Consider the following 26,221-nt stretch of genomic DNA (forward strand, 5'->3'; position numbering starts at 1 on the left):
GACGTGTCCAGGATGATTCCTGAACGTGTTCAAAATCAGTGAACGGCTCGACTGTAGACCGGTTTTTGAACATGTTCAAGCAGAGGGCGAAAAAGGGGCCCGGTTCCGCGGGGGTCGGAACCGGGCCCTGTTCTGGGGGAGTTGCGGGTCAGTCGGTGGAGTGGCTCAGCTCCAGGTCCACGTCGCCGTCACCGTCGCCGTCCTCGTCGCCCTCCGTGATCCGCACGGTGGCGGGGAAGGGCGGGTATCCCAGGGTCAGCAGGGTGTAGCTGCCGGCGTAGAGGTTGCTGAAGGCGTAGGCGCCGTCGGCGCCGGTGCGCACGGACGCCACCTCGTGGCCGTCGGCGTCCTTGAGCACGACTCGGGCGTCCTCCACGGGAGTTCCGTCGGCGCGGCGCACGGTGCCGGTGAGCGTGCCCGTCCCGCTGAGGCGGACGTCGCAGTCCACCGGGCGGTCGGTGGTCATCACGCTCGCGGTCTGCGGGTGGTGGCCCGTCGCGCTCGCGACCAGGACGAAGCTGCCCGCACCCGGAGTCGGCAGCAGGAACGTGCCGTCCTTGTCCGCGCGGGAGCGGCCGACCTGGCGACCGTCGGACGCGATCAGCGTCAGCTCCGCACGCGGGATCGGCAGCGACGCCGATCCCGTCACGCGCCCGCGCACCGCGGGGCCCGTCGCGCCGGAGGCGGCGGGAGCGCCGGTACCCGCGCCCGCGGCGGCGGCGGTGCCCCTGCCCGCTCCCGCGTACGCCACGCCCGTCGCGACGGCGGCGACGGCGACGGCGTCGTCGTCTTCGGCCGGCTCCACCGCCAGGTGCGGCAGGCGGCGGTCGAGCCAGCCCGGCAGCCACCAGTTGGACGACCCGAACAGGTGCATCAGCGACGGCACCAGGACCGTGCGCAGGATGAACGCGTCGAGCGCGACCGCGCCCGCCAGGCCGATGCCGAACATCGCCAGCACCCGCTCGCCGCTGAGCACGAAGGCGAAGAAGACGCAGATCATGATGACGGCCGCGGAGTTGATGACCCGGCTGGTCTCGGCCAGGCCCACCCGCACGGCCCGCGCGTTGTCCTTGGAGTGCACCCACTCCTCGTGCATGCGGCTCACCAGGAAGACCTGGTAGTCCATCGACAGGCCGAACAGCAGCGAGAGCATGATCACCGGCAGGAACGCGTCGATCGGTCCGGCCCGGCCGGCCAGTGAACCGCCCCAGCCCCACTGGAAGACGGCGACCAGCACGCCGAACGACGCGGCGGCGGCGACGAGGTTCATCAGCGCCGCGGTGAGCGGGACCACCAGGCTGCGGAACGCGAACAGCAGCAGCACGAAGCCCAGCGCGATGATCACGCCGATGAACAGCGGGAGTTTGGCGAACAGCACACTCGAGAAGTCCTCGAAGATCGCCGTCTGGCCGCCGACGTAGGCCCGCATGGTGGTGCCCTGCTCGGCCTTCGGCACGACGTCGTGGCGCAGGTGGTCGATCAGGTCGGAGGTGGCCTTGTCCTGCGGGGAGGTGGTGGGCACCGCGCTGACGAACGCGATGGTGCCGGGGTTCGCGGAACTCCCGCCGGTCGCGGCGCCCTTGACCGGCACCCGGGCCGCGAAGGCGATCCCCGGCGTGGACTTCAGGTCCGTCACCAGCCGGTCCACCGCGGCCTGGTCGCCCGCTCCCGGCGCCTCGGCGAGGATCGTCAGCGGGCCGTTGAAGCCCGGTCCGAAGCCGTCCGCCAGCATGTCGTACGCCTTGCGGGTGGTCGTCGTCGTGGGGTTGTTGCCCTGGTCGGAGGAGCCCAGGCGCAGCGACAGCGCGGGAACGGCGAGGGTGGCCATGACCACCACGGCGACCGCGGCCAGCGACCGCGGGTGCCGCTGCAGGAACGACGACCAGCGGGCGGCGGCACCGTTGGCGGCCTCGGTCCGCGGACCGTCGGCGGCCAGCCGGCGGCGCTCGCGGCGGCTGAGGATGCGCGGGCCGAGCGCGCCGAGCAGTGCGGGCAGCAGCGTGACGGCCGCGGCGACGGTGATCACCACGGTCATCGCGGCGGCGACGGCCACGCCGTTGAGGAAGCTCAGCCGCAGGGTGAACATGCCCAGCAGTGCGATGCACACCGTGCTGCCCGCGAACAGCACGGCGCGGCCCGAGGTGTTGAGCGCGGTGACGGCCGCTTCCTCGGGTGTCTTGCCCCGCAGGATGCCGCGGCGGTGCCGGGTGACGACGAACAGCGCGTAGTCGATGCCGACGCCGATGCCGACCAGGGAGGCGAGTTGGGGGGAGAAGTCGGCCACGCTCATGGCGTGGCTGAGCAGCAGGATCGCCGACGAGGAGATGCCGACGCCGAACAGCGCGGTGATGATCGGCATCAGCATGCCGAACAGCGAGCCCAGCGCCAGGAAGAGCACCACGGCCGCGGCGGCGATGCCGACGCCCTCGGCCAGGCCCGGCAGCGGCTGCTCGGCCTGCGCGGGCTTGTTGCCGCCCACCTCGACCTCCAGGCCCTTGGCGCGGGCGGAGTGCGCGGTGTCGATGAGCAGCGTCGCCTGGTCGTTGCTCATGTCGTTGCCGAGCTTGGTGTACGTGATGTTCGCGTACGCCGTGCGGCCGTCCTTGCTGATCTGCGCGGCGCCCGCCGGGTCGTACGGGCTGACGACCGCGCCGACGTCCTTCTGCCGGGCGATCTTCGCGAGCACCGGGGTGATCCGCTCCCGCACCGACGCGTCGTGCACGGTGCCCGAATCGACGTGCCACACGACGGTGTCGGCCTCGCCGGACCGGTCGGGGGCGACCTTGTCCAGCAGGTCGAGCACCTTCGCGGACTCGGTGCCCTTGAGCGAGAACGCGTTGGAGTACGCGTCGCCCGCGGCGTTGCCCGCGGCGCCGACCCCGATCAGGGCCACCAGCCAGAGCAGGATCACCGTCCATTTGTGCCGGAAGCACCATCGCGCCACTACGGCCACGGTCACATCCCCCATCGTCTCTGCGACGTGTGCACCTTGGATGCACGGTCTGCGGTTACACCGCACGGGCTGCTGTCGCCGTGCGGCGGTAACCGGGGGCCGTCCCCCGAACCCCGGCACCTTCAGCCTCGGTGGGCGCTCGCCCCAACTCCAAGCCGAAACGGCTTCTCTCAGGGAACTCCAAAGTTGCCGCCGTCACCCGCCCGCGGCGCCGCGCGGATACTGAGGGCATGACTGAGGGCATGGACGCCGCCACGGGCACGGCCACCGTACTCGTCGTCGAGGACGAGCCGGGCATCGCGGACATCCTGCGGATCACGCTGAAGTACAACGGCTTCACCGTGGTCGGCGCCGCGACGTGCCGGGAGGCGCTGGCCGCCGCCCGCAGGCACCGGCCCGACCTGGTGCTGCTGGACGTGATGCTGCCGGACGGCAGCGGCTGGGAGGTGTGCCGCACCCTGCGCGAGGAGCGGGCCGCCGAGAACGAGGGGGCCGACGCCGGGGACCTCGCGGTCATCTTCGTCACCGCCCGGGACGCGCCGCGCGACGTGGTGGCCGGGCTCGCCCTGGGCGGCGACGACTACATCACCAAGCCGTTCGGCGTCGACGAGGTGGTGGCCCGGGTGCACGCGGTGCTGCGCCGCACCCGCCGCCGGCCGGCCGCCCCCGCGGACCGGGTGCTGCGCCACGCCGACCTGGAGATGGACGAGGCGACGTACACCGTGCGCCGGGCGGGGGAGCCGGTCGAGCTGACGCCCACCGAGTACAACCTGCTGCGGCACCTGCTCCGCAACGCGGGGCGCATTCTCACCAAGGAGCAACTGCTGCAGCATGTCTGGCAGTTCGAGACCGCCGTGTCGTCGACGGTGGTGGAGACCTACATCTCCTATCTGCGCCGCAAGCTGGACCGGTTCGGGCCGCCGCTGATCGAGACGCGGCGCGGCATCGGGTACGGGCTGCTCGCGCAGGACGGCGGGGCGCGGTGAAGAAGTGCGGGTTCTGGCCGCGCCCGCGGTCGCTGCGCGGGCGGTTCACCATCGCCAACGTGACGTTCCTGGCGGCCGGCCTGGTGCTGGCGGCCGCGGCGAGCATCGCCGCCACCTATATGGTCCTCATCGGTCAGATCGACGACTCGCTGAAGTCCTCGCAGACCGCGCTGGCCCGCACCGAGCTGAGCGCGAACGGGCTGCGGCAGCTGTGCACGCTCGCGGACCTGCTGCAGGGAAGCTCCACGCAGGGCCCGGAGGCCGGCGGTGGCACGTCGTCGATCGCGCAGGCCTTCCAGCAGGACCTGTTCGTGGTGCTGGATCCGCACGGGACGCCCGCGACGGTGTGCCAGGACGGCAGCATGCCCGTCGGCCCGGAGCAGCGGCGGCTGGCCGCGGCGCTGCCGGACCCGGCGAAGCTGGCCGCGTCGGGCGACGCGGCGACCGTGGAGAGCGGGTCGATGGAGTACCGGGTGGTCGCGCTGCGGCTGTCCGACGGCACGATCGTCGTCAAGGGCGTGCGGATGAGCGGCGTCAAGCACGCGCTCGTGAAGCTGCTGGGCTGGGAGGCCGGCGCGGGCGCGGTGCTGCTGGCGCTGCTGGCCACCGGGTCGCTGACCGCCGCGCGGCGCCGGCTCAGCCCGCTGGAGGACATGGTGGAGACCGCGTCGGCGATCTCCCAGGGCGACCTGTCGCGCCGCGTCCGCACGGCGCCGCACGGGTCCACCGAGGTCGACGAGTTGAGCACCGCGCTCAACGCGATGCTCCAGCAGATCGAGACGGCCGTCACCGAGAGCGAGCGGGCCACCGCCCAGTTGCGGCAGTTCATCGCGGACGCCTCGCACGAGCTGCGCACCCCGCTGGCGTCCGTGCGGGGCTATCTCCAGCTGTACGAGAGGGGCATGCTGCAGGCGGACGAGAAGGAGCGGGCGCTGAGCCGGGTCTCCTCGGAGGCCGAGCGGATGAGCCGGCTGGTCGACGAACTCCTCGCGCTGGCACGGCTCGACGACCGGCCCGCGCTCACCCGGGAGCCGGTCGACCTGTGCTGCCTGGTGCGGGAGGCGGCCGCGGACCTGTCGGCGCAGCAGCCCGAGCGGCCGCTGAGCCTGAGACTGCCGGAGCACGCGGGCGGCTGCCGGTACGTGCTCGGGGACGAGGCCGGGCTGCGGCAGGTCGTGGGCAACCTGCTGGGCAACGTGCGGGTGCACACCCCGGCGGAGTCGCCGGTGACGGTGGAGGTCGCCGAGGACGAGCGGGGCGAGACGGCGCTGCGGGTCAGCGACACGGGCCCCGGTCTCAGTGACGAGGACGCGGCACGGGCGTTCGACCGGTTCTTCCGCGCCGACCCGCAGCGCTCCCGGGACACAGGCGGGGCCGGGCTCGGCATGTCCATCGTGCAGGCCGTCGTCAAGGCGCACGGCGGTGCGGTCGCCCTGACGCCCACGGCGCCCGGCCGCGGCCTGACCGTCACCGTCCGCCTGCCGAGCGCGCGGCGGGAGCCGGTGCCGCGGTAGGGGAACGCGCGGGCTCCGAACGGGTGGACTCGCCCGTCCGCGAGCCCGCCGAGGGCCCGGGCGGGCGGTCGCGGTGGTGATGTTGCCCCGCTGCCCCCGACCGGAAGAGGTGCCCTGACATGCGAGGAATCTCCCGCCGCCGGCTGACGGCCGCCGCGCTCCTGGCGGCGTCCGTCCTGGTCCCGGCGACCGCGGCACCCGCGGCGCCCGCGGTTACGGCCACGGCCACGGCCGGGAGCGGCGCCGCCCTCCGTCCCGCCGCCCTCCGTCCCGCGGATGTACGTGCCGCGGACGTGCGTGCCGTTCACGTCGACCCGGGCGGGCGGTGCGCCGGGGACGACTGCCCGCACAGCAGCCTCGGCCCCGGGCTGACCGCCCGTCTGGACCAGGCGATCGCGGACGTCCTCGGGCAGGCGCACATCCCCGGCGCCGTCGTCGGGCTGTGGATGCCCGGCCGGGGCAGCTACGTCCGCGCGAGCGGGGCGGCCGACACGGCCACCGGCGCGCCGATGAGGGCCGACTCCTTCGTCCGGATCGGCAGCGAGACGAAGACCTTCACCGTCACCGCGCTGCTCCAGCTCGTCGACGAGCACCGGGTCCGGCTGGACGATCCGATCTCCGCGTACGTCGCGGGCGTGCCGGGCGGCCGCGTCATCACGCTGCGCGAACTCGCCGAGATGCGCAGCGGCCTGTTCCCGTACACCTCGGACCCGGACTTCATCCACACCCTGCTGAGCGACCCGCGGCGCACCTTCACCCCGCGCGAGGTGCTCGCGTACGGGTTCAGGCACGCCAACACGTTCGCGCCGGCCGCGCGGTTCCAGTACTCCAACACCAACCTCGTGCTGCTGGGCCTGGTGATCGAGAAGGTCACCGGCCGGCCGCTCGGCGACGTCATCCGCGACCGGGTGCTGCGCCCGGCCGGGCTGCCCGGCACGGAGTTCCCGCACTCGGCCGCGCTCCCCGACCCGCATCCGCACGGCTACACCGACCAGACGCTGACCGGCGCGACCGCCGACGCCACCGACTGGAACCCGAGCTGGGCCTGGGCGGCCGGGGCGATGATCTCGGACCTGCACGACCTGCGGCGCTGGGCGGTGACCGTCGCCACCGGACGCCTGCTGAGCCCCGCCACCCAGGCGCAGCGGCTCGCGATGCTGCCGACCGGCATCGCCGGCCTCGGCTACGGCCTCGGCCTCTTCGAGACCAACGGCTGGATCGGGCACAACGGATCCATCCCGGGCTACGAGACGGTGACGGTGTATCTGCCGGAGACGAGGGCCACCCTCGTCCTCATGATCAACACCGACACGCAGACCGGCGGCCAGGAGCCCTCCACGCTGCTCGCCCGCGCGATCACCGGGATCGTCACGCCGGACCACGTCTACGACAGCGCGATCAGTCCGCGGTAGGGCGTTGCCCGGGGGGTCGGCCAGGACGGATCTAGGACGGATCAAGGACGATCGGAGGGCCCGCGTGCGTAGCCTCTCCACGTCTGCCGGGTCCGCTCCCAGGCCATGAGCCGGGAGCGCGGCAACGTGTGAGCCCGGCAGATGCGGGCTCAACGGCCCCGGACGGGGCGGGCAGTCGGGCACGCGTCACGCCAACCCATCAACTCAGGGGGAGTCGACACCATGCACTCGATGAAAGCCCTTGTCGCGGCCACCGCGGCCTTCGCCGCCGCACTGGGCGGCGGCCTGGTCATGGCGACCAGCGCGAACGCCACGGCCCCCAACGTGTGCCGGTCGGACACGAAGGGTGACCTCGCTCCGATCGCGACCAACCTGAAGATCGACTCCTGCTACCGCGAATGGACGGACGGAACGGTCAGCAGCGTCTTCGGATTCGCCAACTCCACCGGCCTGACCGTCACCTACTGCGCACACGCCATCGACGCCCTCAACCCCGGCGGCCCCTGGGCCTGGGACTTCGGGTGCAGTACGCCGACTCCGGCCTCGAACGGCACCGCCAACCCGGGCACCTACTACGCGCCGCCCAACGGCGGCCAGACCTTCGCTCCGCCGACGGGCGACCCGTACGTGATCTCCGCCGGTGCCTGGGTGAACGGCACCTACGTCGGCGACGTGGAGAGCCCGCGGTTCTACTGAACCCCCCGCTGAGACGGTTCCGCCGCGGCCGGCGCCCCGTCCGCGGCCGGCACCGCGTCCTCGATCGGGCGGGCGCCGCGCACGCCCGGTGCCGCGGCCGTGCCCAGGCATGCGGCGGCGACGAGCGCCGCGCAGACGTACAGCGGGGCCGGGGTGCCCACGGCGTGCGCGGCGACCGGCGCGAGCGCGTACCCGAGAGGCATCGCGGCCAGCGACAGCAGCCAGTCGTAGGACGTGACACGGGCGAGGACACCGGGCGGGATGGACGCGTAGACGTACGTCTCCCAGACCGGGGTGAGGAAGCCGAGCGCGCCCAGCGCCACGCCGTAGGAGACGACGAGCAGCCAGCCGGGCGCGTCGGCGCCCAGCAGGAGCAGCGGCGCCGCGTAGGTGGCCAGGCCCAGGTTGGCGGTGAGGATGGGCCGCTTGAGGCGGGCGCGGGAGGCGAGCAGCGAGCCGAGCAGCAGGCCGACCGACCCCGCCTCCAGCACCGCGACCCACAGGCCGTCGCCGCCTCTGCGGCCGTGCACCACGAGCGGGCCGAGGGTGGCGAGCACGGCCGCCGTGCCGTTCCACACGCAGTGCGCGATCAGGCTGGACCAGTACCAGTCGCGGGTGCGCACCTCGCTCCAGCCCTCGACGAGGTCGGCGCGCAACGACCGCGGGGGGATCGGGGTGCGCGGCACGCGGATCACCGCGAGCATGCTCGCGCTGGCCGCGAACGAGGCCGCGTCGAGAACGAACGCCCAGCCGGGGCCCGCGGTGAAGATCAGCAGGCCGGCGACGGCCGGTCCGGCCAGCCGGGTGGCGCTGGCGGCCGAGGCCATCAGCGCGTTGGCCCGCAGCATCCCGTCGGCGGGCGCGGTGCCGCTGACCAGGGGGCCGGTCGTCGGCAGGGCGAACGCCGAGGCGATGCCGCCGACCGCCTCGGCGATCGCGATGTCGGCCAACCGCGGTGACCCGCCGATGAGTTCGGCGCCGACGAGCAGCTGGGCGGCGCACCGCACCAGGTCGGTGGCGAGCGCGACCTTGCGGGCGTCGAACCGGTCGGCGGCGACCCCGCCGAGGGGGAGCAGCAGCAGCCGGGGCACCATCGCGCAGCCCAGCACGAGGGCGAGCGCGAAGGCGGAGCCGTCGGCCCGGGTGATCGCGATGGCCAGCGCGGCGGGCACCACGGCGTCGCCGAGGGCGGACAGGGTGCGGCCGGTGAACAGGAGGCGGAAGGCGCGGACGCGCAGGGGATGCGGCACGCCCGCAGAGTATTTCGGCACCGAACTTTTCGTCAACGAATATTTCGCTGACGATGCGTAGGGTGCCCGCTGGCTAGAATCGGGTGCCATGAGCAGTTCCGAACCACTCGCGCGCGACTGGACCGACGATCATGTCGAGCGCTGGCTGCCGGTGCTGCCGGACCTCGACCCCGACGTCGAGGGCGCCACCACCCGCGCGAAGGTCCTCACCGACCACCTGCGCCGGGTCCGCGAACGGTCGCTGGCCGACTTCGACCTGCACAAGCACGAGTACGACACCCTCCACACCCTCGCCGGGCGCGGCGGCCGCGCCACCCCCTCGCAGCTCGCCGCCGACCTGCAGATGGCGCCCGCGTCCATCACCGGCCGCCTCGACGGCCTCGAACGCCGCGGCTACGTCCACCGCGCGCCCTCACCCGAGGACCGCCGCCGGGTCGACGTCGAACTCACCCCCGAGGGCCGCGCCGTCTGGTTCGGCGCCATGGACGTCGTCGGCCACGAGGAGAACCGCCTCCTGTCCGTCCTCACCCCCGCCGAACGCCGCACCCTCTCCGACCTCCTGCGCCGCGTCCTCCTCGAAGCCGAACGCTGACGCCCCGCCGGGCGGGCACGGCGGCCGGGGGTGCCGCTTGCGTTGGAGCGGACTCCACCTCGTAGCGTCGTGGGCATGACGCAGCACGGAGATCCCGCACCCCGGACCACCCCGACCGACGGCCGCTACGAGCGCGGCATGGCCGCCCTCGCACAGGTCACCGGGACCGAGCACCCCGCGGTCCTCGATCCGGTGGCGGAGATCGCGCCCGACCTGGCGCGGTTCACCGTGGAGTTCGGGTACGGGGACGTCTGGTCGCGGCCCGGTCTGAGCCCGCGGCAGCGGCAGATCGCCACCGTCGCGGCGCTCGCGGCGATGGGCAACGCGGCACCGCAGCTGCGCTTCCACATCGGCGGTGCGCTCAACGTGGGCTGCACCCGGCGGGAGATCGTCGAGACCTTCATCCACGCCACCGTGTACGCGGGGTTCCCCGCCGCGCTCAACGCGCTCTCCGCGGCCCGCGAGGTGTTCGCCGGCAGGCCCGAGGAGGAGAGCGGCGCGGACGGCGGCGACGACCTGCCGTCCGCGCCGGCCGGTGACGACCGGTACGCGCGGGGGCTGGAGACGCTGCGGGCCGTGGACGGGCCGGCCGGCGAGCACGTCGTGCACGCGCTCGACGACATCGCCCCGGACCTCGGCCGGTACCTCGTCGAGTACGTCTTCGGCGACGTGTACGCCCGCACCGGGCTCGACCTGCACACCCGCGAGCTGGCGTCCGTCGCGATGTGCACCGCCCTCGGCACGGCCGCGCCCCAACTCCGCGTCCACCTGCGGGCGTTCCTCAGGGCCGGCGGCACCCGCGAGGAGGTCGTCGAGCTGATGACGCAGATGGCCGGGTACGCCGGCTTCCCGGCCGCGCTCAACGGCCTCGCCGCGGCCCGCGAGATCTTCGCCGAGCAGGACGCCGGCTGACCTCCCCCGGGCACGCGGAAGGGCCCGCACCATCGGTGCGGGCCCCTGCGTGGTGCAGCGTGTGCGGCCTCAGAAGCGGCGGGTGATCAGCGCCCGCTTCACTTCCTGGATCGCCTTGGTGACCTCGATACCGCGCGGGCAGGCGTCCGTGCAGTTGAACGTGGTGCGGCACCGCCACACGCCGTCCTTGTCGTTGAGGATCTCCAGGCGCTGCTCGCCGCCCTCGTCGCGCGAGTCGAAGATGAAGCGGTGCGCGTTGACGATGGCGGCCGGACCGAAGTACTGGCCGTCGTTCCAGAAGACCGGGCAGGACGACGTGCACGCGGCGCACAGGATGCACTTGGTGGTGTCGTCGAACCGCTCACGGTCGGCCGCGGACTGCAGCCGCTCGCGGGTCGGCTCGTTGCCCTTGGTGATCAGGAAGGGCATCACGTCACGGTAGGCCTGGAAGAACGGCTCCATGTCGACCACGAGGTCCTTGAGCACGGTCAGGCCCTTGATGGGCTCGACGGTGATCGGCTTCTCGGGGTTGATGTCCTTGATCAGCGTCTTGCAGGCCAGCCGGTTCTTGCCGTTGATCCGCATCGCGTCGGAACCGCACACGCCGTGCGCGCACGAGCGGCGGAACGTCAGCGTGCCGTCGATCTCCCACTTGACCTTGTGGAGGGCGTCGAGCACGCGCTCCTTCGGGTCGATCGGAAGCTGGTAGTCGACCCAGTCGGCCTCCGCCGCGACCTCCGGGTTGAACCGGCGGATCCGCAGGGTGACGGTGATCAGGTGCGACGTTCCCTGCTCGGCCTCGTCCAGCGCGGACGAGTGCTCGTCGATCGTCGGGGTGCTCATCAGTACTTACGCTCCATCGGCTGGTAGCGGGTCTGCACGACCGGCTTGTAGTCGAGGCGGATCGACTCGGTGCCGTTGGCGTCCACCTCGCGGTAGGCCATCGTGTGCCGCATGAAGTTGACGTCGTCGCGGCTGGGGAAGTCCTCGCGGTAGTGGCCGCCGCGGGACTCCTTGCGCGCCAGGGCGGACACCGCCATGACCTCGGCCAGGTCCAGCAGGTTGCCCAGCTCGACGGCCTCCAGCAGGTCGGTGTTGAACCGCTTGCCCTTGTCCTGGATGGCGACGTTCCGGTAACGGTCGCGCAGCTCGCCGATCTTCTCGACCGCGGTCTTGATGGTCTGCTCGGTGCGGAACACCATCACGTTGGCGTCCATCGTCTCCTGCAGCTCGGTGCGGATGTCGGACACCCGCTCGCCGCCCGTGGAGTCACGCAGCCGCTCGATCATCTCGACGACCAGCGCCGCCGGGTTCTCCGGCAGCTCGACGAAGTCGTTGGCGTGCGCGTACTCGGCCGCCGCGATGCCCGACCGGCGCCCGAAGACGTTGATGTCGAGCAGCGAGTTGGTGCCGAGGCGGTTGGCGCCGTGCACCGAGACGCAGGCCACCTCGCCGGCCGCGTACAGGCCGGGCACCACCGTGGTGTTGTCCGACAGCACCTCGCCCTGGACGTTGGTGGGGATGCCGCCCATCGCGTAGTGCGCGGTCGGCTGGATCGGGATCGGGTCCGTGTACGGCTCGATGCCCAGGTACGTCCGCGCGAACTCGGTGATGTCCGGCAGCTTGGCGTCCAGCTGCTCCGGCGGCAGGTGCGTGAGGTCCAGGTACACGTGGTCGCCGTCGGGGCCGCAGCCGCGGCCCTCGCGGATCTCCGTGTAGATCGCCCGGGAGACGACGTCGCGGGAGGCGAGGTCCTTCATGACGGGCGCGTACTTCTCCATGAAGCGCTCGCCGTCCTTGTTGCGGAGGATGCCGCCCTCACCACGGGCGCCCTCCGTCAGCAGGATGCCCATCCGCCAGATGCCCGTCGGGTGGAACTGGAAGAACTCCATGTCCTCCAGCGGCAGTCCGCGCCGGTACACCGCGGCCTGGCCGTCGCCGGTCAGGGTGTGCGCGTTGGACGTCACCTTGAAGAACTTGCCGGTGCCGCCGGACGCGTAGATCACGGCCTTCGCCTGGAAGACGTGGATCTCGCCGGTGGCCAGCTCGTACGCGACCACGCCGGCCGACCGCTTGACGCCGTCGACCTCGGTGATCAGCTGGTCCAGGACGTAGAACTCGTTGAAGAACTCCACACCCTCCTTGACGCAGTTCTGGTACAGCGTCTGGAGGATCATGTGGCCGGTGCGGTCCGCGGCGTAGCAGGCGCGGCGCACCGCGGCCTCGCCGTGGTTGCGGGTGTGGCCGCCGAACCGGCGCTGGTCGATCCGGCCCTCGGGCGTCCGGTTGAACGGCAGGCCCATCTTCTCCAGGTCGAGGACCGCGTCGATGGCCTCCTTCGCCAGGATCTCGGCGGCGTCCTGGTCGACCAGGTAGTCACCGCCCTTGATCGTGTCGAAGGTGTGCCACTCCCAGTTGTCCTCCTCGACGTTCGCGAGGGCGGCGGCCATGCCGCCCTGCGCGGCGCCGGTGTGGGACCGGGTCGGGTAGAGCTTGGTCAGGACGGCGGTGCGGCTGCGCTTGGTGGCCTCGATGGCGGCGCGCATGCCGGCGCCACCCGCGCCGACGATGACGGTGTCGTACTTGTGGATCTGCATGGGGGTCGCTTCCCTGTCCGGCCCTGGCCTAGCGGATGTTCGGGTCGAAGGTGAAGATCACCAGCGAACCGAGCACGATGGTGAACGCCACAGCGGCGAACAGCAGTGTCTTCAGCCAGAAGCGGGTGTTCGCCTGCTCGGCGTAGTCGTTGATCACGGTGCGCAGGCCGTTGCCGCCGTGCAGCATCGCCAGCCACAGCATGACCAGGTCCCAGCCCTGCCAGAACGGCGAGGCCCAGCGGCCCGCGACGAACGCGAACCCGACCTTGGTGACACCGCCGTCCAGCACGAGCTGGATCAGCAGGTGGCCGATGACCAGCACCACGAGCACGACGCCGGACAGCCGCATGAACAGCCAGCCGTACAGCTCGAAGTTGGTGCGGGTGCTGCGCGGGGTGCGCTTGGTGCGGGCGCGCGGCGGCTCGATGACCGGAGCCGGGTTCTCGGGGCTGTAGGTGACGCTGGAGCCGGTCAGCTCCACCTCGTCAACCGGGGTGACTTCAGTGGCCATGGTCGATCAGCTCCCGAACAGGACTCGTGCGGCGTGGCCGAGGACCGGGTAGATCGCGCCGAGCATCAGCACGACCCACAGGCCCATGACCGTCCAGAACATCTGCTTCTGGTAGCGGGGACCCTGGGTCCAGTAGTCGACCGCGATGATCCGCAGGCCGTTCAGCGCGTGGAAGAGGATCGCGGCGACGAGGCCGTACTCCAGCAGGCTGACGATCGGTGTCTTGTAGGTCGCGACGACCTTGTCGTAGTCCTCGGGGGAGACGCGCACCAGCGCGGTGTCGAGGACGTGGACGAACAGGAAGAAGAAAATGAGGACACCGGTGACTCGATGAGCCACCCAGGACCACATGCCTTCCCGGCCGCGGTACAGCGTTCCAGCCGGCACGGAAAATACCCTCCGGGAGCGGGACGAGGGGTGCCGGCTGTTTCCTTGCCTAGTCGGTCACGCCCGGCCGGGTACGGTCCACCGGCCCCGGCCATCGTAGCGACGCGATGTCGGCTCGGTACCACGGGGTAGGCCAGGTGTGATCGATCCCGCACGGTCGGGTGAACGGGCGAGCCGGATCAAGCGGAGCCGGGCGGTCCGGCGGAGCTGTTCCGCGGTCGTCACCGCCTCCTCGTCCTCGTCGTGGCCGAGGCGCTGGCGCAGCGAGGCGAGGGTCTGGTCGAGGGCCCGGCCCGGGTCACCCGCTTCCCCGTCCTCGCCCTCGTCCAGGGCCAGCACGAACGCGTGCCCGAACTTCGCCTCGTAGGCGGCGTGCGCGGCGCGCAGCGCGGTGTGCACGGTGAGGCTGCCGCGGTCCGGCAGCGGGGTGGTGGCCTCGCCGGCCAGCGCCTCGGCCAGGTCACCGGAGGTCAGGTCGTAGGCCGCCTCGTCCGCGGCGGCCAGCAGTGCCTCCAGGGTCGGGTACGGGCGGTGCGCGGCCATCCGCCGGGCCCAGCGGTGCGAGCCGCAGCACGCGCGGAAGGCGTTCTCGGCGGCCACGGACGGCAACACGTTGAGCTGGCTCAGCCCCGGGGACGGGGTGTCGCTGGACAGCGGACTGCTCCTGGGGACGCGCGGGGACGGCGGGGGGATCAACCCGCGGGGGACGGACGGCGGGTCACTCAACTGTACGGGGCGGCACGGCGGATGGGGCCGCGGTGGCCGCTGTGGCGGCAGGGTTCACTCGTACGGGACTCAGAGGCGTGCGCGGGTTGACGTGCGGGGCGCGGGCGCGTTGAGCTGGTCCCCGAGCGGCGCCCGCGGCGGGCACTCCTGCCGGAGGGATGCCCGCGCGGGCCGAACGCCGCACGAGGTGCGGCGCTGAGCTGTGACGACGGCCGGGGTCCGCCTCCCCCCACAGGAGCGTCCCCGGCCGCCACTTGTACGGCGTACCGCCGTCCGAAAGTGTCACCGGCCGGCATGAGGCAGGATGGGACGGTGCACGAAGGGGTGGGGCCGGACGTGGATCTCGATACCGCGGTGAGCCGCGCGCAGGGCGGTGACGAGACCGCCTTCCGCGTCGTGTACCGGGCTGTGCAGCCGCAGTTGCTGCAGTACGTCCGGAGCCTGGTCGGGCCGGTGGACGCCGAGGACGTCGCGTCCGAGGCATGGCTGCAGATCGCCCGCGACCTCCCGTCGTTCCGCGGCGACGGCACGTCGATCCGCGGCTGGGCCGCGCGCATCGCCCGCAACCGGGCGCTGGACCACATCCGGGCCCGCAGCCGCCGCCCCGTCGCCGGTGGCGGCGTGGACGAACTCGTGCAGCTGCCGGACCGGGCCGACACCGCGGGCGAGGCGCTCGACGCGGTCGCCACCGACCGGGCCCTGGCCGCGATCGCCGCGCTGCCGCGCGAGCAGGCCGAGGCGGTCATGCTGCGCGTGGTGATGGGCCTGGACTCCACCAGCGCGGCCCGGGTGCTCGGCAAGCGGGCCGGATCGGTGCGGATGGCCACCCACCGCGGGCTGCGCAGGCTCGCCGAACTGCTGGAGCAGGAGGCGCAGGCCGAGCAGGAGCGGGCCGGCGCGGGAGTGCGGGCGCCCTCCGGTGAAGCAGCGGCCGCGCGCCGCTCCAGGGGCGCGCACGGTGCCGCGGACTCCACCGGCCCGGCGGACGCGGGCGGCGGCGCGGGGCCGGCCGGCGGCGCCCGGCAGAACCGCGGCGGCCAGCCGGCCGAGCGGGCGTGCGACACCCGGAAGGGGACCGCCCGGCGTGCCGATGTGACGTTTTCCGCGTCCCGGGCGCTGTGAGGAATTGACATGACCGACAACCCACGCCACGACGGCGCCCCACCGCTGCCCGGGCCCCGCTCGCAACGGGTCGCCCCCACGTCCCGGCCCGGGAACCGCCCCTCCCCGCGTACGGCCCGCGCCGACTGGCTCACCGGGCAGACGGCGGAACTGCTGCTGTCCGGCGGCCGCGTGCGGCCCGAGGACGTCACCGACGCCGCCGAGGCCGCCGCCGCGGACCGGCTGGCACGCCTGCTGTCCGCGGCCGCCGGCCGGCCCGCGCCCTACGCCGCGGAAGACCCGCTGGCCGGGCCCGGGTTCGTGCTGGACCCCGACCGCGAGGAGGCCGCCCTCGCGGCCTTCCGCGCCGCCCGCGCGACCGCCCCCGCCGCCGTGCCCGCGCGGCGCGACCGCACGCCCGGCCGGACGGCACGCCTGCGGCTGCCCGGCATGCGGTCGGTCCGCGTGGCGACCGCGGCGATGGCCGCGGTGCTCGCGCTCGGCGGGGTGGCCGCCGCGGTCGCGGCCGGCACCGGCCGGCTGCCGCTGCCCGGCGGCGGCTCGGGCGCGCCCGCGGTCAGCACCACGCCCGGCGCGGGCGGCCACGGCGGGGGCGAGGCGCCCGCCACCACCGCGCCGCCGCGGCGCGGCGCCGGCGGCGCGCACGGCACGTCCCCGTCCGCGCCGTCCCGGCGCTGCGCCACCGGGCCCCAGCAGGACACCGACCGCTGGTACGGGCGGCCGGGGCTCGGCGCGCCCTGCGCCGGCGACCGCTCCGGCAACGGCAACGGCAAGGACCGCTCGCAGGACGGGCGCGACAGCACGGGCCAGTCGAACGGCGAAGGCCAGGCCAACGGGCAGGCCAACGGCCAGGGCAACGGGCAGTCCAACGGCAAGGGCGGCAACGAGGGGAAGGGCGAGGGCAAGGCGAACGGCGAGAGCGACGGGAAGAGCGACGCCGCCGGCAACGGCGAGGTCAAGAGCGACGTCAAGAGCGCCGTCAAGGGATCGAGCGGCGCCACCGCGGACCCCGCCGCCCCCGACGGCGCGGCCGCCGCGGTGAAGGACGACGGCAAGGCGGCCGGCGGCCCGCACGGCGCCGGACCGGGCGGCTCCGCCCAGTCGTCCGGGACGGTCCGCCGGGGCGGCACGGGCGGCCCCCGCACCACCGCGGCCCGCCCCGGACACGGGAGAAAAGCGGGCACATCGGCACAGAAAGCCGCCCGGGGAACGGCAGTCGGGCCCGTCCCGCGGCCGAGCCCGGCACCGGCTCCCGCAACGTCCTGACAAGGCACGTCGGCCGCCGGGTGACACTTCCGGCGGCCGATGCGCTGTAGGTAGTGAACCGACTGGTCATCGGTTCGGTGGACGCCGGTTCTCCCCGTACCGGCGTCCACGTACAGAGAGCGCGGCCGGGCGCATTCCCCCTGCCCGGCCGCGCTCGTACGTCGGGCAGTGCGTCGTGACGGCGCCTTCGGTCCGCCGTCGGTGCGTCAGCGCCCCGCGGCGCCCGCGGACGTCACCAGTAGACGACGACCTTGTCGCCGACCTTCACCTCGTCGAAGAGCCGGGCGATCGCCGCCCGGTCCCTGACGTTGACGCAGCCGTGCGAGGCACCCGCGTAGCCGCGGGCCGCGAAGTCCGCGGAGTAGTGCACGGCTTCACCCCCGCTGAAGAACATCGCGTACGGCATCGCCGTGTGGTAGAGCGTCGACACGTGGTCGCGGCTCTTGAACGTGACGTGGAAGAGGCCCTCGCGGGTCGGCGTGTACTGCGAGCCGAACCGCACGTCCATGGTGGCCTGCACCTTGCCGTCGACGACCCAGGACAGCGTCCGGGTGGTCTTGCTGATGCACATCGCGTGGCCGGTCATGCAGCGCGGGTCGAGCTTGGCCACCGGCTTCGGCGCGACCGGCGGGTACATCTCCCGGTGGGTCGGCGGCCGCGTCAGCGAGCGCAGCCTCGTCCAGGTCGTCGACGTCACCGTGCCGCTCTCGCGCAGGCCGTGCCGCTCCTGGAAGTCGGTCACCGCGTGCACGGTGACGGTGCCGTAGTAGCCGGTCGGCGTGCGGCTGAACAGGTGCAGCTGGCCGAGCCTGGCCTGCAGTTCGCGCACCTGGGCGCTGGTGGTGCCGGAGGCCATCACCACGGGCTCGGCCGGCGGCCTGGTCGTGGGCGGTGCCGCCGGCTTCGTCGTGGCCGGCGTGGCGGCGGGCGTGGTCGTCGCCGCGGCCGTCGGATCACCGGACGGTGCGGCCGGGGCGCTGGTCGAGGGCGTCCCGGTGGCGGTGGCCGGCGCCGACGGCTTGCCGTCGGCGGCGTTCCCGGTCGGCCCGCAGGCCGTGAGGACGGCCGCGGACAGCGCGGCTGTCGCCGCCGCCATCGCCAGGGCCGCCGGAGGTCTTCTGCGCACGGCTGTCACCTTCCCCGCTCTTGCCGTGGTGCGTGGTCTGTCACCCCGTAGACACCGAATCCCGCCTGCGCGGTTGCGACCCGTTCGGGGAAGACTGTGAGGAAGGTCCCAGCCCGTCGCACTGCACGGCCAGCACGGCCGCCACTACAGTCCGTGGCTGATCCCACCCGTCAGTACTTCAGCGGAGGCGTGAGCATGGCGCGCGAGTCGGAATCCGGTCTGCCGATCGAACCGGTCTACGGTCCCGACGCCCTGGACGGGTGGGACCCCGACAGCAGACTCGGCGCGCCCGGCGGCTACCCGTTCACCCGCGGCGTCTACCCGTCGATGTACACCGGCCGGCCCTGGACGATGCGCCAGTACGCCGGGTTCGGCACCGCGACCGAGTCCAACGCCCGCTACCAGCAGCTCATCGCCAACGGCACCATGGGCCTGTCGGTCGCCTTCGACCTGCCGACGCAGATGGGCCACGACTCCGACGCGCCGATCGCGCACGGCGAGGTCGGCAAGGTCGGCGTGGCCATCGACTCGGTCGAGGACATGAAGGTGCTGTTCGGCGGCATCCCGCTGGACAAGGTCTCCACCTCGATGACCATCAACGCCCCCGCCGCGCTGCTGCTGCTCCTCTACCAGCTCGTCGGCGAGGAGCAGGGCGTGCCCGCCGACCAGCTCACCGGCACCATCCAGAACGACGTGCTGAAGGAGTACATCGCCCGCGGCACGTACATCTTCCCGCCCAAGCCCAGCCTGCGGCTGATCGCCGACATCTTCGCGTACTGCAGGGCCGAGATCCCCAAGTGGAACACCATCTCGATCTCCGGCTACCACATGGCGGAGGCCGGCGCCTCGCCCGCGCAGGAGATCGCGTTCACCCTGGCCGACGGCATCGAGTACGTGCGGACCGCGATCGCCGCGGGCATGGACGTGGACGACTTCGCGCCCCGGCTGTCGTTCTTCTTCGTCTCCCGCACCACGATCCTGGAGGAGGTCGCGAAGTTCCGCGCGGCCCGCCGGATCTGGGCACGGGTGATGCGCGACGAGTTCGGCGCGAAGAACCCCAAGTCGCAGATGCTGCGCTTCCACACCCAGACCGCGGGCGTGCAGCTGACGGCCCAGCAGCCCGAGGTCAACCTGGTGCGGGTCGCCGTCCAGGGCCTGGCCGCGGTGCTCGGCGGCACGCAGTCGCTGCACACCAACAGCTTCGACGAGGCCATCGCGCTGCCCACCGACAAGTCCGCGCGCCTGGCGCTGCGCACCCAGCAGGTGCTGGCCTACGAGACCGACGTCACCGCGACCGTCGACCCGTTCGCCGGGTCCTACGTGGTCGAGAAGATGACCGACGAGGTCGAGGCGGCCGCGCTGGAGCTGATGGCCAAGGTCGAGGAGCTCGGCGGCGCGGTCACCGCGATCGAGCACGGCTTCCAGAAGTCCGAGATCGAGCGGAACGCCTACCGCATCGCGCTGGAGACGGAGGCCGGCGACCGGACCGTGGTCGGCGTCAACCGCTTCAAGCTGGACGAGGAGGAGCCGTACGAGCCGCTGCGGGTCGACCCGGCGATCGAGGCGCAGCAGGCGCAGCGGCTCGCCGACCTGCGGGCCGGCCGCGACCAGGCCGCGGTCGACACGGCGCTCGACGCGCTGCGCAAGGCCGCCGAGGGCACGGACAACGTCCTGTACCCGATGAAGGACGCGCTGCGCGCCCGCGCGACCGTCGGCGAGGTGTGCAACGCGCTGCGCGAGGTGTGGGGGACGTACGTCCCGTCCGACGTGTTCTGAGCCGGGCGGCCGGGGGATCGGCGGCCGGTCCGGCGGGCGTCAGCGGGTGGCGTAGCCCAGGACGCGGTCGCTGAGCAGCGACTCCAGGGTGTCCAGGAGGGCGAGGGCCGCCTCGGCGATCGTGCCGGGCGCCTCACTCGCCGAGCTGCGGCGGCCGATCTCGCGGAACACCTCGCTCTGCACCCAGCCGAGCTGGGCGGCGACCAGACGCGGCGTCGGATCGCCGTCGGCGGCGCCGGTCTCCTCGGCGAGCACGGCGGCCAGCGCATCGACCATCTCCCGGGCTATCGCGTCCAGCCGCACCGCGAGCGCCGGCTCGGCCCGGGCCATCTCCAGGAACCGCCCGAACCCGTGGGTCAGCCCGGCCATCCGGTCGCGCTGCCGCATCTCGCCGCGCAGCGCGGCCAGCACCGCGGCGGCGGCGGACACGCCGGGAACCCGGTCGGCCACCATCTGGACCATCCGCTGCGCCGAGGCCTCCTCGGGGTAGCAGACGAGGTCCTCCTTGGACGGGAAGTAGGTGTAGACCGTGTTGACCGAGACCTCCGCGGTCCTCGCCACCTCCGCGATCGTCACCTGGGCGAAGCCGTGGTCGAGGAAGAGGCCGGTCGCGACCTCGGCGATGTGCCGCCGGGTCCGCCTCCTCTTCTCGTCGCGCAGCCCGACCGCGTGGATCTCCTCCGCGCGGGTCGGACGGCCGCGCACGCTGCCGTGGGTGATGTCGGTCACGCTTCCATCGTAAGGCAGCGTTGTCAGCGGCCGGAGCGCGCGCGGCGGCGCCACGACCGGCCCGGGCCCGCCCGCGACGCGGTGTGCGGCACCCGTCCCAAGACGGCCCGGAACGACGGGCGTTCACCCTGCCGCAGTCCAGGCTTCGCCTTCCGGCCCGGTCGGCGTCGTCCGGCTCCGCTGTGATGGGCCACCACCCGTGCGGTGCCACGCCCAACGGGTCACGCGCGTTCAGGCGCGGTACGCACCCCCTCCCGGAGGACCCGTGTCCCCAGCAGCCAAGGCCGCCCCCGACCAGGGCAACCCCGCGAGCACGGCAGGGGAGCAGCGGCCGCCGACCGGCGACGGGCGGACGCGAGGCCTCCAGGGCGCCGGCGCGTGGCTCCTGGCCCGCGCCCGGCACAGCGCCCCGGTGCACGCCGGACTGGCCGCCGCCGTGCTGGCCTGCGTCGTCTTCTGCCTCGGCGGCCTGCTGGCCGGCACCTACCCGCTCGGCTCGCACACCCGCAACATCGTGGACCTCGGCAACCAGTACCTGCCGTACCACGCCTACTGGCGCACGATGCTGCTCGGCCACGCCGACGGCGACCTGTTCGTGAACTGGAACTCCGGGTTCGGCTCGAACTTCCTCGGCGACTTCGGCACCTACCTGAGCAGCCCCTTCGACCTGCTGGTGGTGTTCTTCCCGGCCGACAAGGTCGAGCTGGCGCTGTACGTCATCACCACGCTGAAGATCACCGCGGCCGCCGCCGCGATGGCCGTGCTGCTGCTGCGGCTGCGCCGCGGGCCCTGGCAGGTCGCCGCGGTGCTGGGCACGGCGTACGCGCTGTCCGGCTGGACGCTCGACAACGGCGCCACGGTCCCGATGTGGCTCGACGGCCTGATCGCGTTCCCGCTGCTGTGCCTGGTGGGCGAGTGGGCCCGCACCGCCCGGCGCCCGGTGCTGGGGCCCCTGATCGTCGGCCTGGCCTGGACGGCCAACTTCTACACCGCCTACATGGCCACCATCGGCGCGGCCCTCGTGCTGCTGATCCGGCTGTTCACCGCGGACGAGACGGCCAGACGCCGGCTCGCCGGCCTGCTGCACGCCGCCCGCGGCGTGCTCATCGGCATCGGCCTGGCCACGCCGCTGGTGCTGGTGATCTTCAAGGCCACCAAGGTCGCCGACCCCACGCCCCTGGTGCACTTCCAGCCGGCCGCCTGGCAGGACTTCGCCGCCCGGCTGCTGCCCGCCACCACCAGCACGGCGACGCCCGCGCTCTTCATCGGCACCCCGGCGCTCGTGCTGGCCCTGACGCTGCCCTTCAACCGGGCGGTGGCCGCCCGTACCCGGGCCGTGTGGTCGGCCGCCCTGGTGCTGGTGGCGCTGTCGCTCAACTGGGAGCCCACGCACCTGATCTGGCACGCGGGCGCCTCGCCCAACGGCATCCCGTTCCGGCAGACGTTCGTGCTGTGCGGCCTGCTGGTCATCGCGGCGTGGCTGTCCACCGCCGACGGGCTGCCCGCCCTGCCCGCGCTCGGCGCCGGCGTGGTGCTGGTCCTGGCGCTGGGCGCGGCCGGCCACGGCCGCGAGGTCGTCGACCGGTGGTCCTACCCCGGCTTCGCCGTCGCACTGCTCGTCGGGCTGCTGGCCGCGGCCGCGCTGCTGCTCGCGAAACGCCGGGTCCCCGGCGCGCGGGCGCTGCCGGTGGTGGCGCTCGCGCTGTTCGTCCTCGCCCAGGGCGGCGAGACCGTGGTGACCGGGATGCGTACCGCCGAGCTGCAGCTGAAGGAAGTGTCCTGGTCGCCACGGCTCGGCCCGGCCCAGTACGACATGGCGAAGGCGGTCGCCGCCAAGGACGACTGGCCGCGGTCGCGCACCGACCCCGGCAACGTGCCCGGCGGCAACGACGAGATGGTCGTCGGCGGGCAGGGCGCGGAGTACTACAGCAGCCTGACCGCGGACGACATGTCGTGGATGCTGTCCGAACTGGGCTTCGGCTACTACGCCAAGGGACGGCACACCATGTCCCTCGACAACCCGGTGACCGACGCGATCTTCTCCATCGGCACCCGGATGCACTCCCAGCCGCTCGCCCCGCCGCAGACCGACCAGGTGCCGCGGGCCGTCACCACGTCGACCACCTCCGCGGTGCCGCCGCTGGTGACCGTGCGCAGCGGTCTCGACCTCGCGCACGCCCCGCAGCGCTGGGACGCCTCCGCGTTCGTCAACCAGGAGATGGTGCTGGGCGCCAGGGTCTACGACCCGGCCGCCCGGATCGTGCGGGCCAATCCCGCCAAGGGCGCCGCGGTCCTGACCACCACCTGCACCCCGGGCGCCCAGGTCTACTTCTGGGGACCGCAGTACACCGGCACCGCCACCCTGGACGGCGGCCGGCCGGTCGCCTTCGACGGCCACCTGCCCGCGGTCCGCGGCTCGATGCAGGCCGTCGGCACCGTCCCGGCGTCGGGCACCGTGAAGGTCGCGCTGAGCTTCTTCGGCCACCTGCGGCTGCCGCAGCAGTCGATCGGCTGCCTCGTCAGGAGCCGGCTGGACGCGGCGGTCAAGCAGCTGACCGCGACCGGCGCGACCGACGTGCGGGTCGGCGGGCACACCCTCAGCGCCGACCTGCCGGCCGGCAGCACCGGCACCGCCGTCGTCGCCGTGCCGCGGATCAGCGGCTGGCGGTGCTCGGCCGGTGACGGGCACGCCACGTCCGCCCGCACCTACCTCGGCCTGATCGCCGTGCCGCTCGACGGTAAGGCCACCTCGATCAGCTGCTCCTTCCAGCCGCCCGGGCTCACACTCGGCGGCGCGGTGGGCGTGGCCGCGCTCATCTGCCTGATCGCGACCGGCTGGTGGTACCGCAGGGCCGAGCGGCGGGCCGACGCGCGCGCGGAGGCCGCCGTCGCCTGACGGCACCCCAGCCCAGCCCAGCCCAGCCCCGTCCCTGCCCGGGCCCGCCGACCGACGGCGGCCCGGGCAGGTCCCGTTCTCTCTCCCGCCGTCCGACGACGCGTCCGGCCGTCCCCGCGCCTCCCGCCGCCTTTCGTGCGGAGCCCGAAACGGCGGAACGCCGGCCGGTGGAAGGCGCGTTCGCCTTCCACCGGCCGGCGTTCCGGGCCGCCGGCTTGCGGGCCCGCGGGCCCGCGGGCCTCAGCCGATCGTGGCCTTCTTCAGCGCGCGGGCCCGGCGCGCCACCCGGCGCACCGTGCGGTTGCGCGGCACGAACGCCAGGCGGGCCGGGATCGCGCCCGGCAGACCGAGCGTCGTCAGCCGGCGCTTCTTGAAGTACGGCCAGGTCTCCGCGGTCAGTTCGGTGCTCAGCCAGGCCACGGCCTCGTCGCGCAGCCCCGGGTACGCCTTGGACTGCATGCAGTACCCGACGGTGTGTAGCAGCGGCGTCAGGTCCGCCGCCACGCTCTGCGGCGACGGCGGCGTCCACGCGCGGACGGCGGCCGCGTCGTCGAGGTCCGGCAGCATCGCGTGGACGATCGTCACCGGGATCCGGTTGCTGTTCTGGTACGGCGCCAGGCGCTCCAGGAGCAGCCGGGTGCCGGTGCGCGCCACCGGGATGTCGTAGAGCACGGACGCGGTGAGCAGCGCGGTGGAGAAGCAGCCGACGACCAGCGCGGGACGCATCTTCTGGTAGACGACCTCCGCCAGCACCGGCGTGTTCAGCACCGTCAACTCGGCGCCCAGCCGCCGTGCTTCGACCTTGAGCGGCTCCAGCCAGTGCGCGGGCGCCGTGGGGTGCGGCTTGAAGACGATCTGCCGGTGCCCGAGCGCGACGGCGCCGCGCACCATGGACAGGTGGAGCCGCTCCTCCTCCTCGGCGCTGAGGATGTTCAGCGCCGACAGGTACTGGCCGAGCAGCAGCGCCGAGTCCCGCGGCATCTCCTGCAGGCCCTCGACCTCGGAGACGCCGGCGGCCGCGGCCACCTCGGCGAGCACCTTGGTGAACTCGGCGGTCGGCACGACCTCGGAGGGCACCCCGAACTCGCTGAGCAGCATGGGCTCCAGGCCCGGCACGAGGTCCAGGTGCAGCAGCTTGTCGATCCGGGTGTCGACCAGCAGGCCGAGCTTGTTGCGGGTCGGGCCGTACGACATCAGGCCGTCGGCGTAGACCGTGAGCGGGGCGTCGAGGAAGACCTGGGCGACCGACAGGGCCGGCGGCACCTGAAGGGACTCCACGATCAGCTGGACGTCGCTCTCGCCCAGGTGCCAGAGCATCCGCAGGTGCCGCTCCCACATGGGGATCTCGTTGGTCCGCGGGGTCCAGCCGCCGGGGTGCAGCGGGTGGATGACCTCGTTCCAGGACACCAGGCGGTCGAAGCGGCCGCGCAGGGGTTCGAAGCCCGGCGCCTGGTCCAGGCTCGGGCTGGTCTCCGGGACCGAGGCGTTGTTGCAGACCACCAGGATGCGGCGGTCCGCGGAGGGGATCGAGCCGGCGTCCATCGCGGCGGCCAGCGTGGCGGCGCCGTAGAGGGTGGACGCGAGGAAGATCTGAGTCGTGGCCATCAGGCGACCGCCGATCCGTTGTTGTCGCGGGCATCAGGGTCGTCGTCGTCCAGCGCGGCGGCGGCCGTGGCCGCGCCGGCGGCCTGCCGGGGCAGTTCGGCGGGGTCGGAGCCGTCGGGGCGGGCGCCGATGCGCCGGCGCAGCCGGCGGATCCGCGTGCTGCGCTCGATGTCCATCGAGTCGAGCACGTCGTTGAGCACGTCCTTGGGCACGCGGGAGAGCAGGGCGGCGCAGTTGGACTTCAGACGGCGGGCCATGGCCGGCTCGAACCGGTCGATCTGGTCCAGGTGGAAGACGACCAGCGCGCAGAACTGGCGGACGGCCTTCGGCAGGAAGCGGTCGCCGTCCCGGTCCTTGGCCAGCATGTCGAAGACCATCTCGCACGAGCGGATGAAGTCCAGCTGGCGTTCGTCGCCGATCTGCGTCAGGGACGTCGACACGCTGCGGCGGTAGTGCATGCCCATCAGCCCGACGACACCGACCGATTCGGCCTCCAGGTGCATCCGCCACGACCACAGCCGGTCCTCGGCGGTGCGCAGCGTCTCGGGCATGCGCATCAGACCGCGCTCCACCGCGCGCCGGTGGTACGCGCCGAACGGCAGGTTGGGGTAGTCGACGAGAGAAGGGCGGTCGGCGGGCAGAATGCACGCGCGCGGGTCGAGCGCGACATTGCGGCGGCCCTGCGGAACGCGGATGATCTCGCGCTGGGCGCCGGTGGCCTTGATGTGGTCGGTGCGCAGGAAATCGACGTCGAGGTCGTCCATCGCCTTGACCATCTGCGGCAGATAGCCCGGCGCCATCCAGTCGTCGCCGTCCATGAAGGTGAGGTATTCGCCTTCGGAGGCGTCCAGACCGGCGTTGCGCAGCCTGGACACCCCGGCGTGCTCCTGGAGCAGCACCCTGGCGCCCGGCAGCGTGCGCGCGCCCTCCTCCAGGAGGCGGGGCGTCTGGTCCGTCGACCCGTCGTCCATGAGCAGGAACTCGAAGTCCGAGCGGGCATTGGCCCGGAGGCTGCGGAGAGCGTCGGGAACGTATTGCTGCACGTTGTAGAACGTCACGATGACGGAGAGCTTGACCACTCGCAGAATCCTATGGTCTCGGCGGGCGGTCCGATTGGCGGGCGGGGAACGGTTGGGTTAACGGAGTATGGCCAGAAGATGGTCTA

Annotated in this window: 21 protein-coding genes; 10 read left to right on the plus strand and 11 right to left on the minus strand. The window is 73.1% G+C overall.

What is annotated here, in order from left to right:
• Positions 1 to 148: 148 nt before the first annotated feature.
• The gene (locus BMW99_RS20020) at positions 149 to 2,959 is read right to left on the minus strand and encodes an MMPL family transporter (protein ID WP_407640302.1); all 2,811 of its coding nucleotides are present in this window, start codon (positions 2,957 to 2,959) and stop codon (positions 149 to 151) included.
• Positions 2,960 to 3,183: 224 nt separating this feature from the next.
• On the opposite strand from BMW99_RS20020, the gene BMW99_RS20025 reads away from it, so the two are divergent.
• The 4 genes from BMW99_RS20025 (at position 3,184) to BMW99_RS20040 (ending at position 7,561) form a co-directional block, all read left to right on the plus strand.
• A complete protein-coding gene (locus tag BMW99_RS20025; protein ID WP_245791549.1) occupies positions 3,184 to 3,939 on the plus strand; it encodes a response regulator transcription factor in 756 nt (251 codons plus the stop codon).
• Entirely contained in the window at positions 3,936 to 5,453 is a 1,518-nt protein-coding gene (locus BMW99_RS20030) for a sensor histidine kinase (RefSeq protein WP_075017262.1), read from the plus strand. The genes BMW99_RS20025 and BMW99_RS20030 overlap by 4 nt, the downstream gene beginning before the upstream one ends.
• A gap of 119 nt (positions 5,454 to 5,572) precedes the next feature.
• The gene (locus tag BMW99_RS20035) at positions 5,573 to 6,865 is read left to right on the plus strand and encodes a serine hydrolase domain-containing protein (RefSeq protein ID WP_075017263.1); all 1,293 of its coding nucleotides are present in this window, start codon (positions 5,573 to 5,575) and stop codon (positions 6,863 to 6,865) included.
• Between the two features lie 231 nt (positions 6,866 to 7,096).
• The gene (locus tag BMW99_RS20040) at positions 7,097 to 7,561 is read left to right on the plus strand and encodes a hypothetical protein (RefSeq protein ID WP_141726199.1); all 465 of its coding nucleotides are present in this window, start codon (positions 7,097 to 7,099) and stop codon (positions 7,559 to 7,561) included.
• On the opposite strand, the gene BMW99_RS20045 is transcribed toward BMW99_RS20040, so the two are convergent.
• Positions 7,555 to 8,811 (minus strand): MFS transporter, encoded by a 1,257-nt coding sequence (locus BMW99_RS20045; RefSeq protein WP_075017264.1) that lies wholly within the window; start codon positions 8,809 to 8,811, stop codon positions 7,555 to 7,557. The two genes, BMW99_RS20040 and BMW99_RS20045, sit on opposite strands and share 7 nt — an antisense overlap.
• An 88-nt stretch (positions 8,812 to 8,899) precedes the next feature.
• On the opposite strand from BMW99_RS20045, the gene BMW99_RS20050 reads away from it, so the two are divergent.
• Positions 8,900 to 9,403 carry a MarR family winged helix-turn-helix transcriptional regulator gene (locus tag BMW99_RS20050; protein ID WP_069464364.1) on the plus strand — a complete coding sequence of 168 codons (504 nt, stop codon included), beginning with the start codon at positions 8,900 to 8,902 and terminating at the stop codon, positions 9,401 to 9,403.
• A gap of 75 nt (positions 9,404 to 9,478) precedes the next feature.
• Entirely contained in the window at positions 9,479 to 10,315 is an 837-nt protein-coding gene (locus tag BMW99_RS20055; protein ID WP_069464369.1) for a carboxymuconolactone decarboxylase family protein, read from the plus strand.
• A 69-nt stretch (positions 10,316 to 10,384) separates the two neighbouring features.
• On the opposite strand, the gene BMW99_RS20060 is transcribed toward BMW99_RS20055, so the two are convergent.
• From BMW99_RS20060 to BMW99_RS20080, 5 genes are read right to left on the minus strand one after another with little or no spacing between them, the layout of a single operon-like run.
• Positions 10,385 to 11,158 carry a succinate dehydrogenase iron-sulfur subunit gene (locus tag BMW99_RS20060; protein ID WP_069464363.1) on the minus strand — a complete coding sequence of 258 codons (774 nt, stop codon included), beginning with the start codon at positions 11,156 to 11,158 and terminating at the stop codon, positions 10,385 to 10,387.
• On the minus strand, positions 11,158 to 12,912 hold the full coding sequence (gene sdhA, locus BMW99_RS20065; RefSeq protein WP_069464362.1) for a succinate dehydrogenase flavoprotein subunit: 1,755 nt from the start codon (positions 12,910 to 12,912) through the stop codon (positions 11,158 to 11,160). The genes BMW99_RS20060 and sdhA overlap by 1 nt, the downstream gene beginning before the upstream one ends.
• Positions 12,913 to 12,940: 28 nt before the next feature.
• The gene (locus BMW99_RS20070) at positions 12,941 to 13,423 is read right to left on the minus strand and encodes a succinate dehydrogenase hydrophobic membrane anchor subunit (RefSeq protein ID WP_069464361.1); all 483 of its coding nucleotides are present in this window, start codon (positions 13,421 to 13,423) and stop codon (positions 12,941 to 12,943) included.
• A 6-nt stretch (positions 13,424 to 13,429) separates the two neighbouring features.
• Positions 13,430 to 13,810 (minus strand): succinate dehydrogenase, cytochrome b556 subunit, encoded by a 381-nt coding sequence (sdhC, locus tag BMW99_RS20075; RefSeq protein ID WP_075017265.1) that lies wholly within the window; start codon positions 13,808 to 13,810, stop codon positions 13,430 to 13,432.
• Positions 13,811 to 13,867: 57 nt separating this feature from the next.
• Entirely contained in the window at positions 13,868 to 14,536 is a 669-nt protein-coding gene (locus BMW99_RS20080; protein ID WP_177226087.1) for a 2-oxo-4-hydroxy-4-carboxy-5-ureidoimidazoline decarboxylase, read from the minus strand.
• Positions 14,537 to 14,830: 294 nt separating this feature from the next.
• On the opposite strand from BMW99_RS20080, the gene BMW99_RS20085 reads away from it, so the two are divergent.
• On the plus strand, positions 14,831 to 15,658 hold the full coding sequence (locus tag BMW99_RS20085) for an RNA polymerase sigma factor (protein ID WP_079139110.1): 828 nt from the start codon (positions 14,831 to 14,833) through the stop codon (positions 15,656 to 15,658).
• 9 nt (positions 15,659 to 15,667) lie between these two features.
• On the plus strand, positions 15,668 to 16,924 hold the full coding sequence (locus BMW99_RS20090) for a hypothetical protein (RefSeq protein ID WP_075017267.1): 1,257 nt from the start codon (positions 15,668 to 15,670) through the stop codon (positions 16,922 to 16,924).
• A gap of 232 nt (positions 16,925 to 17,156) precedes the next feature.
• Here the strand turns inward: BMW99_RS20090 and BMW99_RS20095 are convergent, their stop codons facing one another.
• Positions 17,157 to 18,050, minus strand: coding sequence for a L,D-transpeptidase family protein (locus tag BMW99_RS20095; protein WP_407640303.1), 894 nt, complete (start codon positions 18,048 to 18,050; stop codon positions 17,157 to 17,159).
• 195 nt (positions 18,051 to 18,245) lie between these two features.
• Between BMW99_RS20095 and BMW99_RS20100 the strand changes: the two genes are divergently transcribed.
• Positions 18,246 to 19,826, plus strand: coding sequence for an acyl-CoA mutase large subunit family protein (locus BMW99_RS20100; RefSeq protein ID WP_069467080.1), 1,581 nt, complete (start codon positions 18,246 to 18,248; stop codon positions 19,824 to 19,826).
• 39 nt (positions 19,827 to 19,865) lie between these two features.
• Here BMW99_RS20100 and BMW99_RS20105 read toward each other — a convergent pair whose 3' ends face one another.
• Complete coding sequence (locus BMW99_RS20105; protein WP_245791551.1) at positions 19,866 to 20,555, minus strand: TetR/AcrR family transcriptional regulator; 690 nt, start codon at positions 20,553 to 20,555, stop codon at positions 19,866 to 19,868.
• Between the two features lie 265 nt (positions 20,556 to 20,820).
• Here BMW99_RS20105 and BMW99_RS20110 point away from each other — a divergent pair, with 265 nt between their 5' ends.
• Complete coding sequence (locus BMW99_RS20110) at positions 20,821 to 23,451, plus strand: YfhO family protein (RefSeq protein ID WP_075017268.1); 2,631 nt, start codon at positions 20,821 to 20,823, stop codon at positions 23,449 to 23,451.
• A gap of 240 nt (positions 23,452 to 23,691) precedes the next feature.
• On the opposite strand, the gene BMW99_RS20115 is transcribed toward BMW99_RS20110, so the two are convergent.
• Positions 23,692 to 25,056 (minus strand): polysialyltransferase family glycosyltransferase, encoded by a 1,365-nt coding sequence (locus BMW99_RS20115; RefSeq protein WP_075017269.1) that lies wholly within the window; start codon positions 25,054 to 25,056, stop codon positions 23,692 to 23,694.
• The gene (locus tag BMW99_RS20120) at positions 25,056 to 26,135 is read right to left on the minus strand and encodes a glycosyltransferase family 2 protein (protein ID WP_069464896.1); all 1,080 of its coding nucleotides are present in this window, start codon (positions 26,133 to 26,135) and stop codon (positions 25,056 to 25,058) included. Before BMW99_RS20120 ends, BMW99_RS20115 begins: the two co-directional genes overlap by 1 nt.
• Between the last annotated feature and the right edge of the window lie 86 nt (positions 26,136 to 26,221).

This window comes from Actinacidiphila rubida, from assembly GCF_900110255.1.
Taxonomy (GTDB): Bacteria; Actinomycetota; Actinomycetes; order Streptomycetales; family Streptomycetaceae; genus Actinacidiphila; species Actinacidiphila rubida.

Excerpts from the sequence above, each read along its gene's own strand:
- BMW99_RS20070 (WP_069464361.1), bottom strand. The coding sequence starts at position 13,423 with ATGGCCACTGAAGTCACCCCGGTTGACGAGGTGGAGCTGACCGGCTCC.
- BMW99_RS20090 (WP_075017267.1), top strand. The coding sequence starts at position 15,668 with ATGACCGACAACCCACGCCACGACGGCGCCCCACCGCTGCCCGGGCCC.
- sdhA (WP_069464362.1), bottom strand. The coding sequence starts at position 12,912 with ATGCAGATCCACAAGTACGACACCGTCATCGTCGGCGCGGGTGGCGCC.
- BMW99_RS20085 (WP_079139110.1), top strand. The coding sequence starts at position 14,831 with ATGAGGCAGGATGGGACGGTGCACGAAGGGGTGGGGCCGGACGTGGAT.
- BMW99_RS20040 (WP_141726199.1), top strand. The coding sequence starts at position 7,097 with ATGAAAGCCCTTGTCGCGGCCACCGCGGCCTTCGCCGCCGCACTGGGC.
- BMW99_RS20050 (WP_069464364.1), top strand. The coding sequence starts at position 8,900 with ATGAGCAGTTCCGAACCACTCGCGCGCGACTGGACCGACGATCATGTC.
- BMW99_RS20060 (WP_069464363.1), bottom strand. The coding sequence starts at position 11,158 with ATGAGCACCCCGACGATCGACGAGCACTCGTCCGCGCTGGACGAGGCC.
- BMW99_RS20100 (WP_069467080.1), top strand. The coding sequence starts at position 18,246 with ATGGCGCGCGAGTCGGAATCCGGTCTGCCGATCGAACCGGTCTACGGT.
- BMW99_RS20055 (WP_069464369.1), top strand. The coding sequence starts at position 9,479 with ATGACGCAGCACGGAGATCCCGCACCCCGGACCACCCCGACCGACGGC.
- BMW99_RS20025 (WP_245791549.1), top strand. The coding sequence starts at position 3,184 with ATGACTGAGGGCATGGACGCCGCCACGGGCACGGCCACCGTACTCGTC.
- BMW99_RS20115 (WP_075017269.1), bottom strand. The coding sequence starts at position 25,056 with ATGGCCACGACTCAGATCTTCCTCGCGTCCACCCTCTACGGCGCCGCC.
- BMW99_RS20035 (WP_075017263.1), top strand. The coding sequence starts at position 5,573 with ATGCGAGGAATCTCCCGCCGCCGGCTGACGGCCGCCGCGCTCCTGGCG.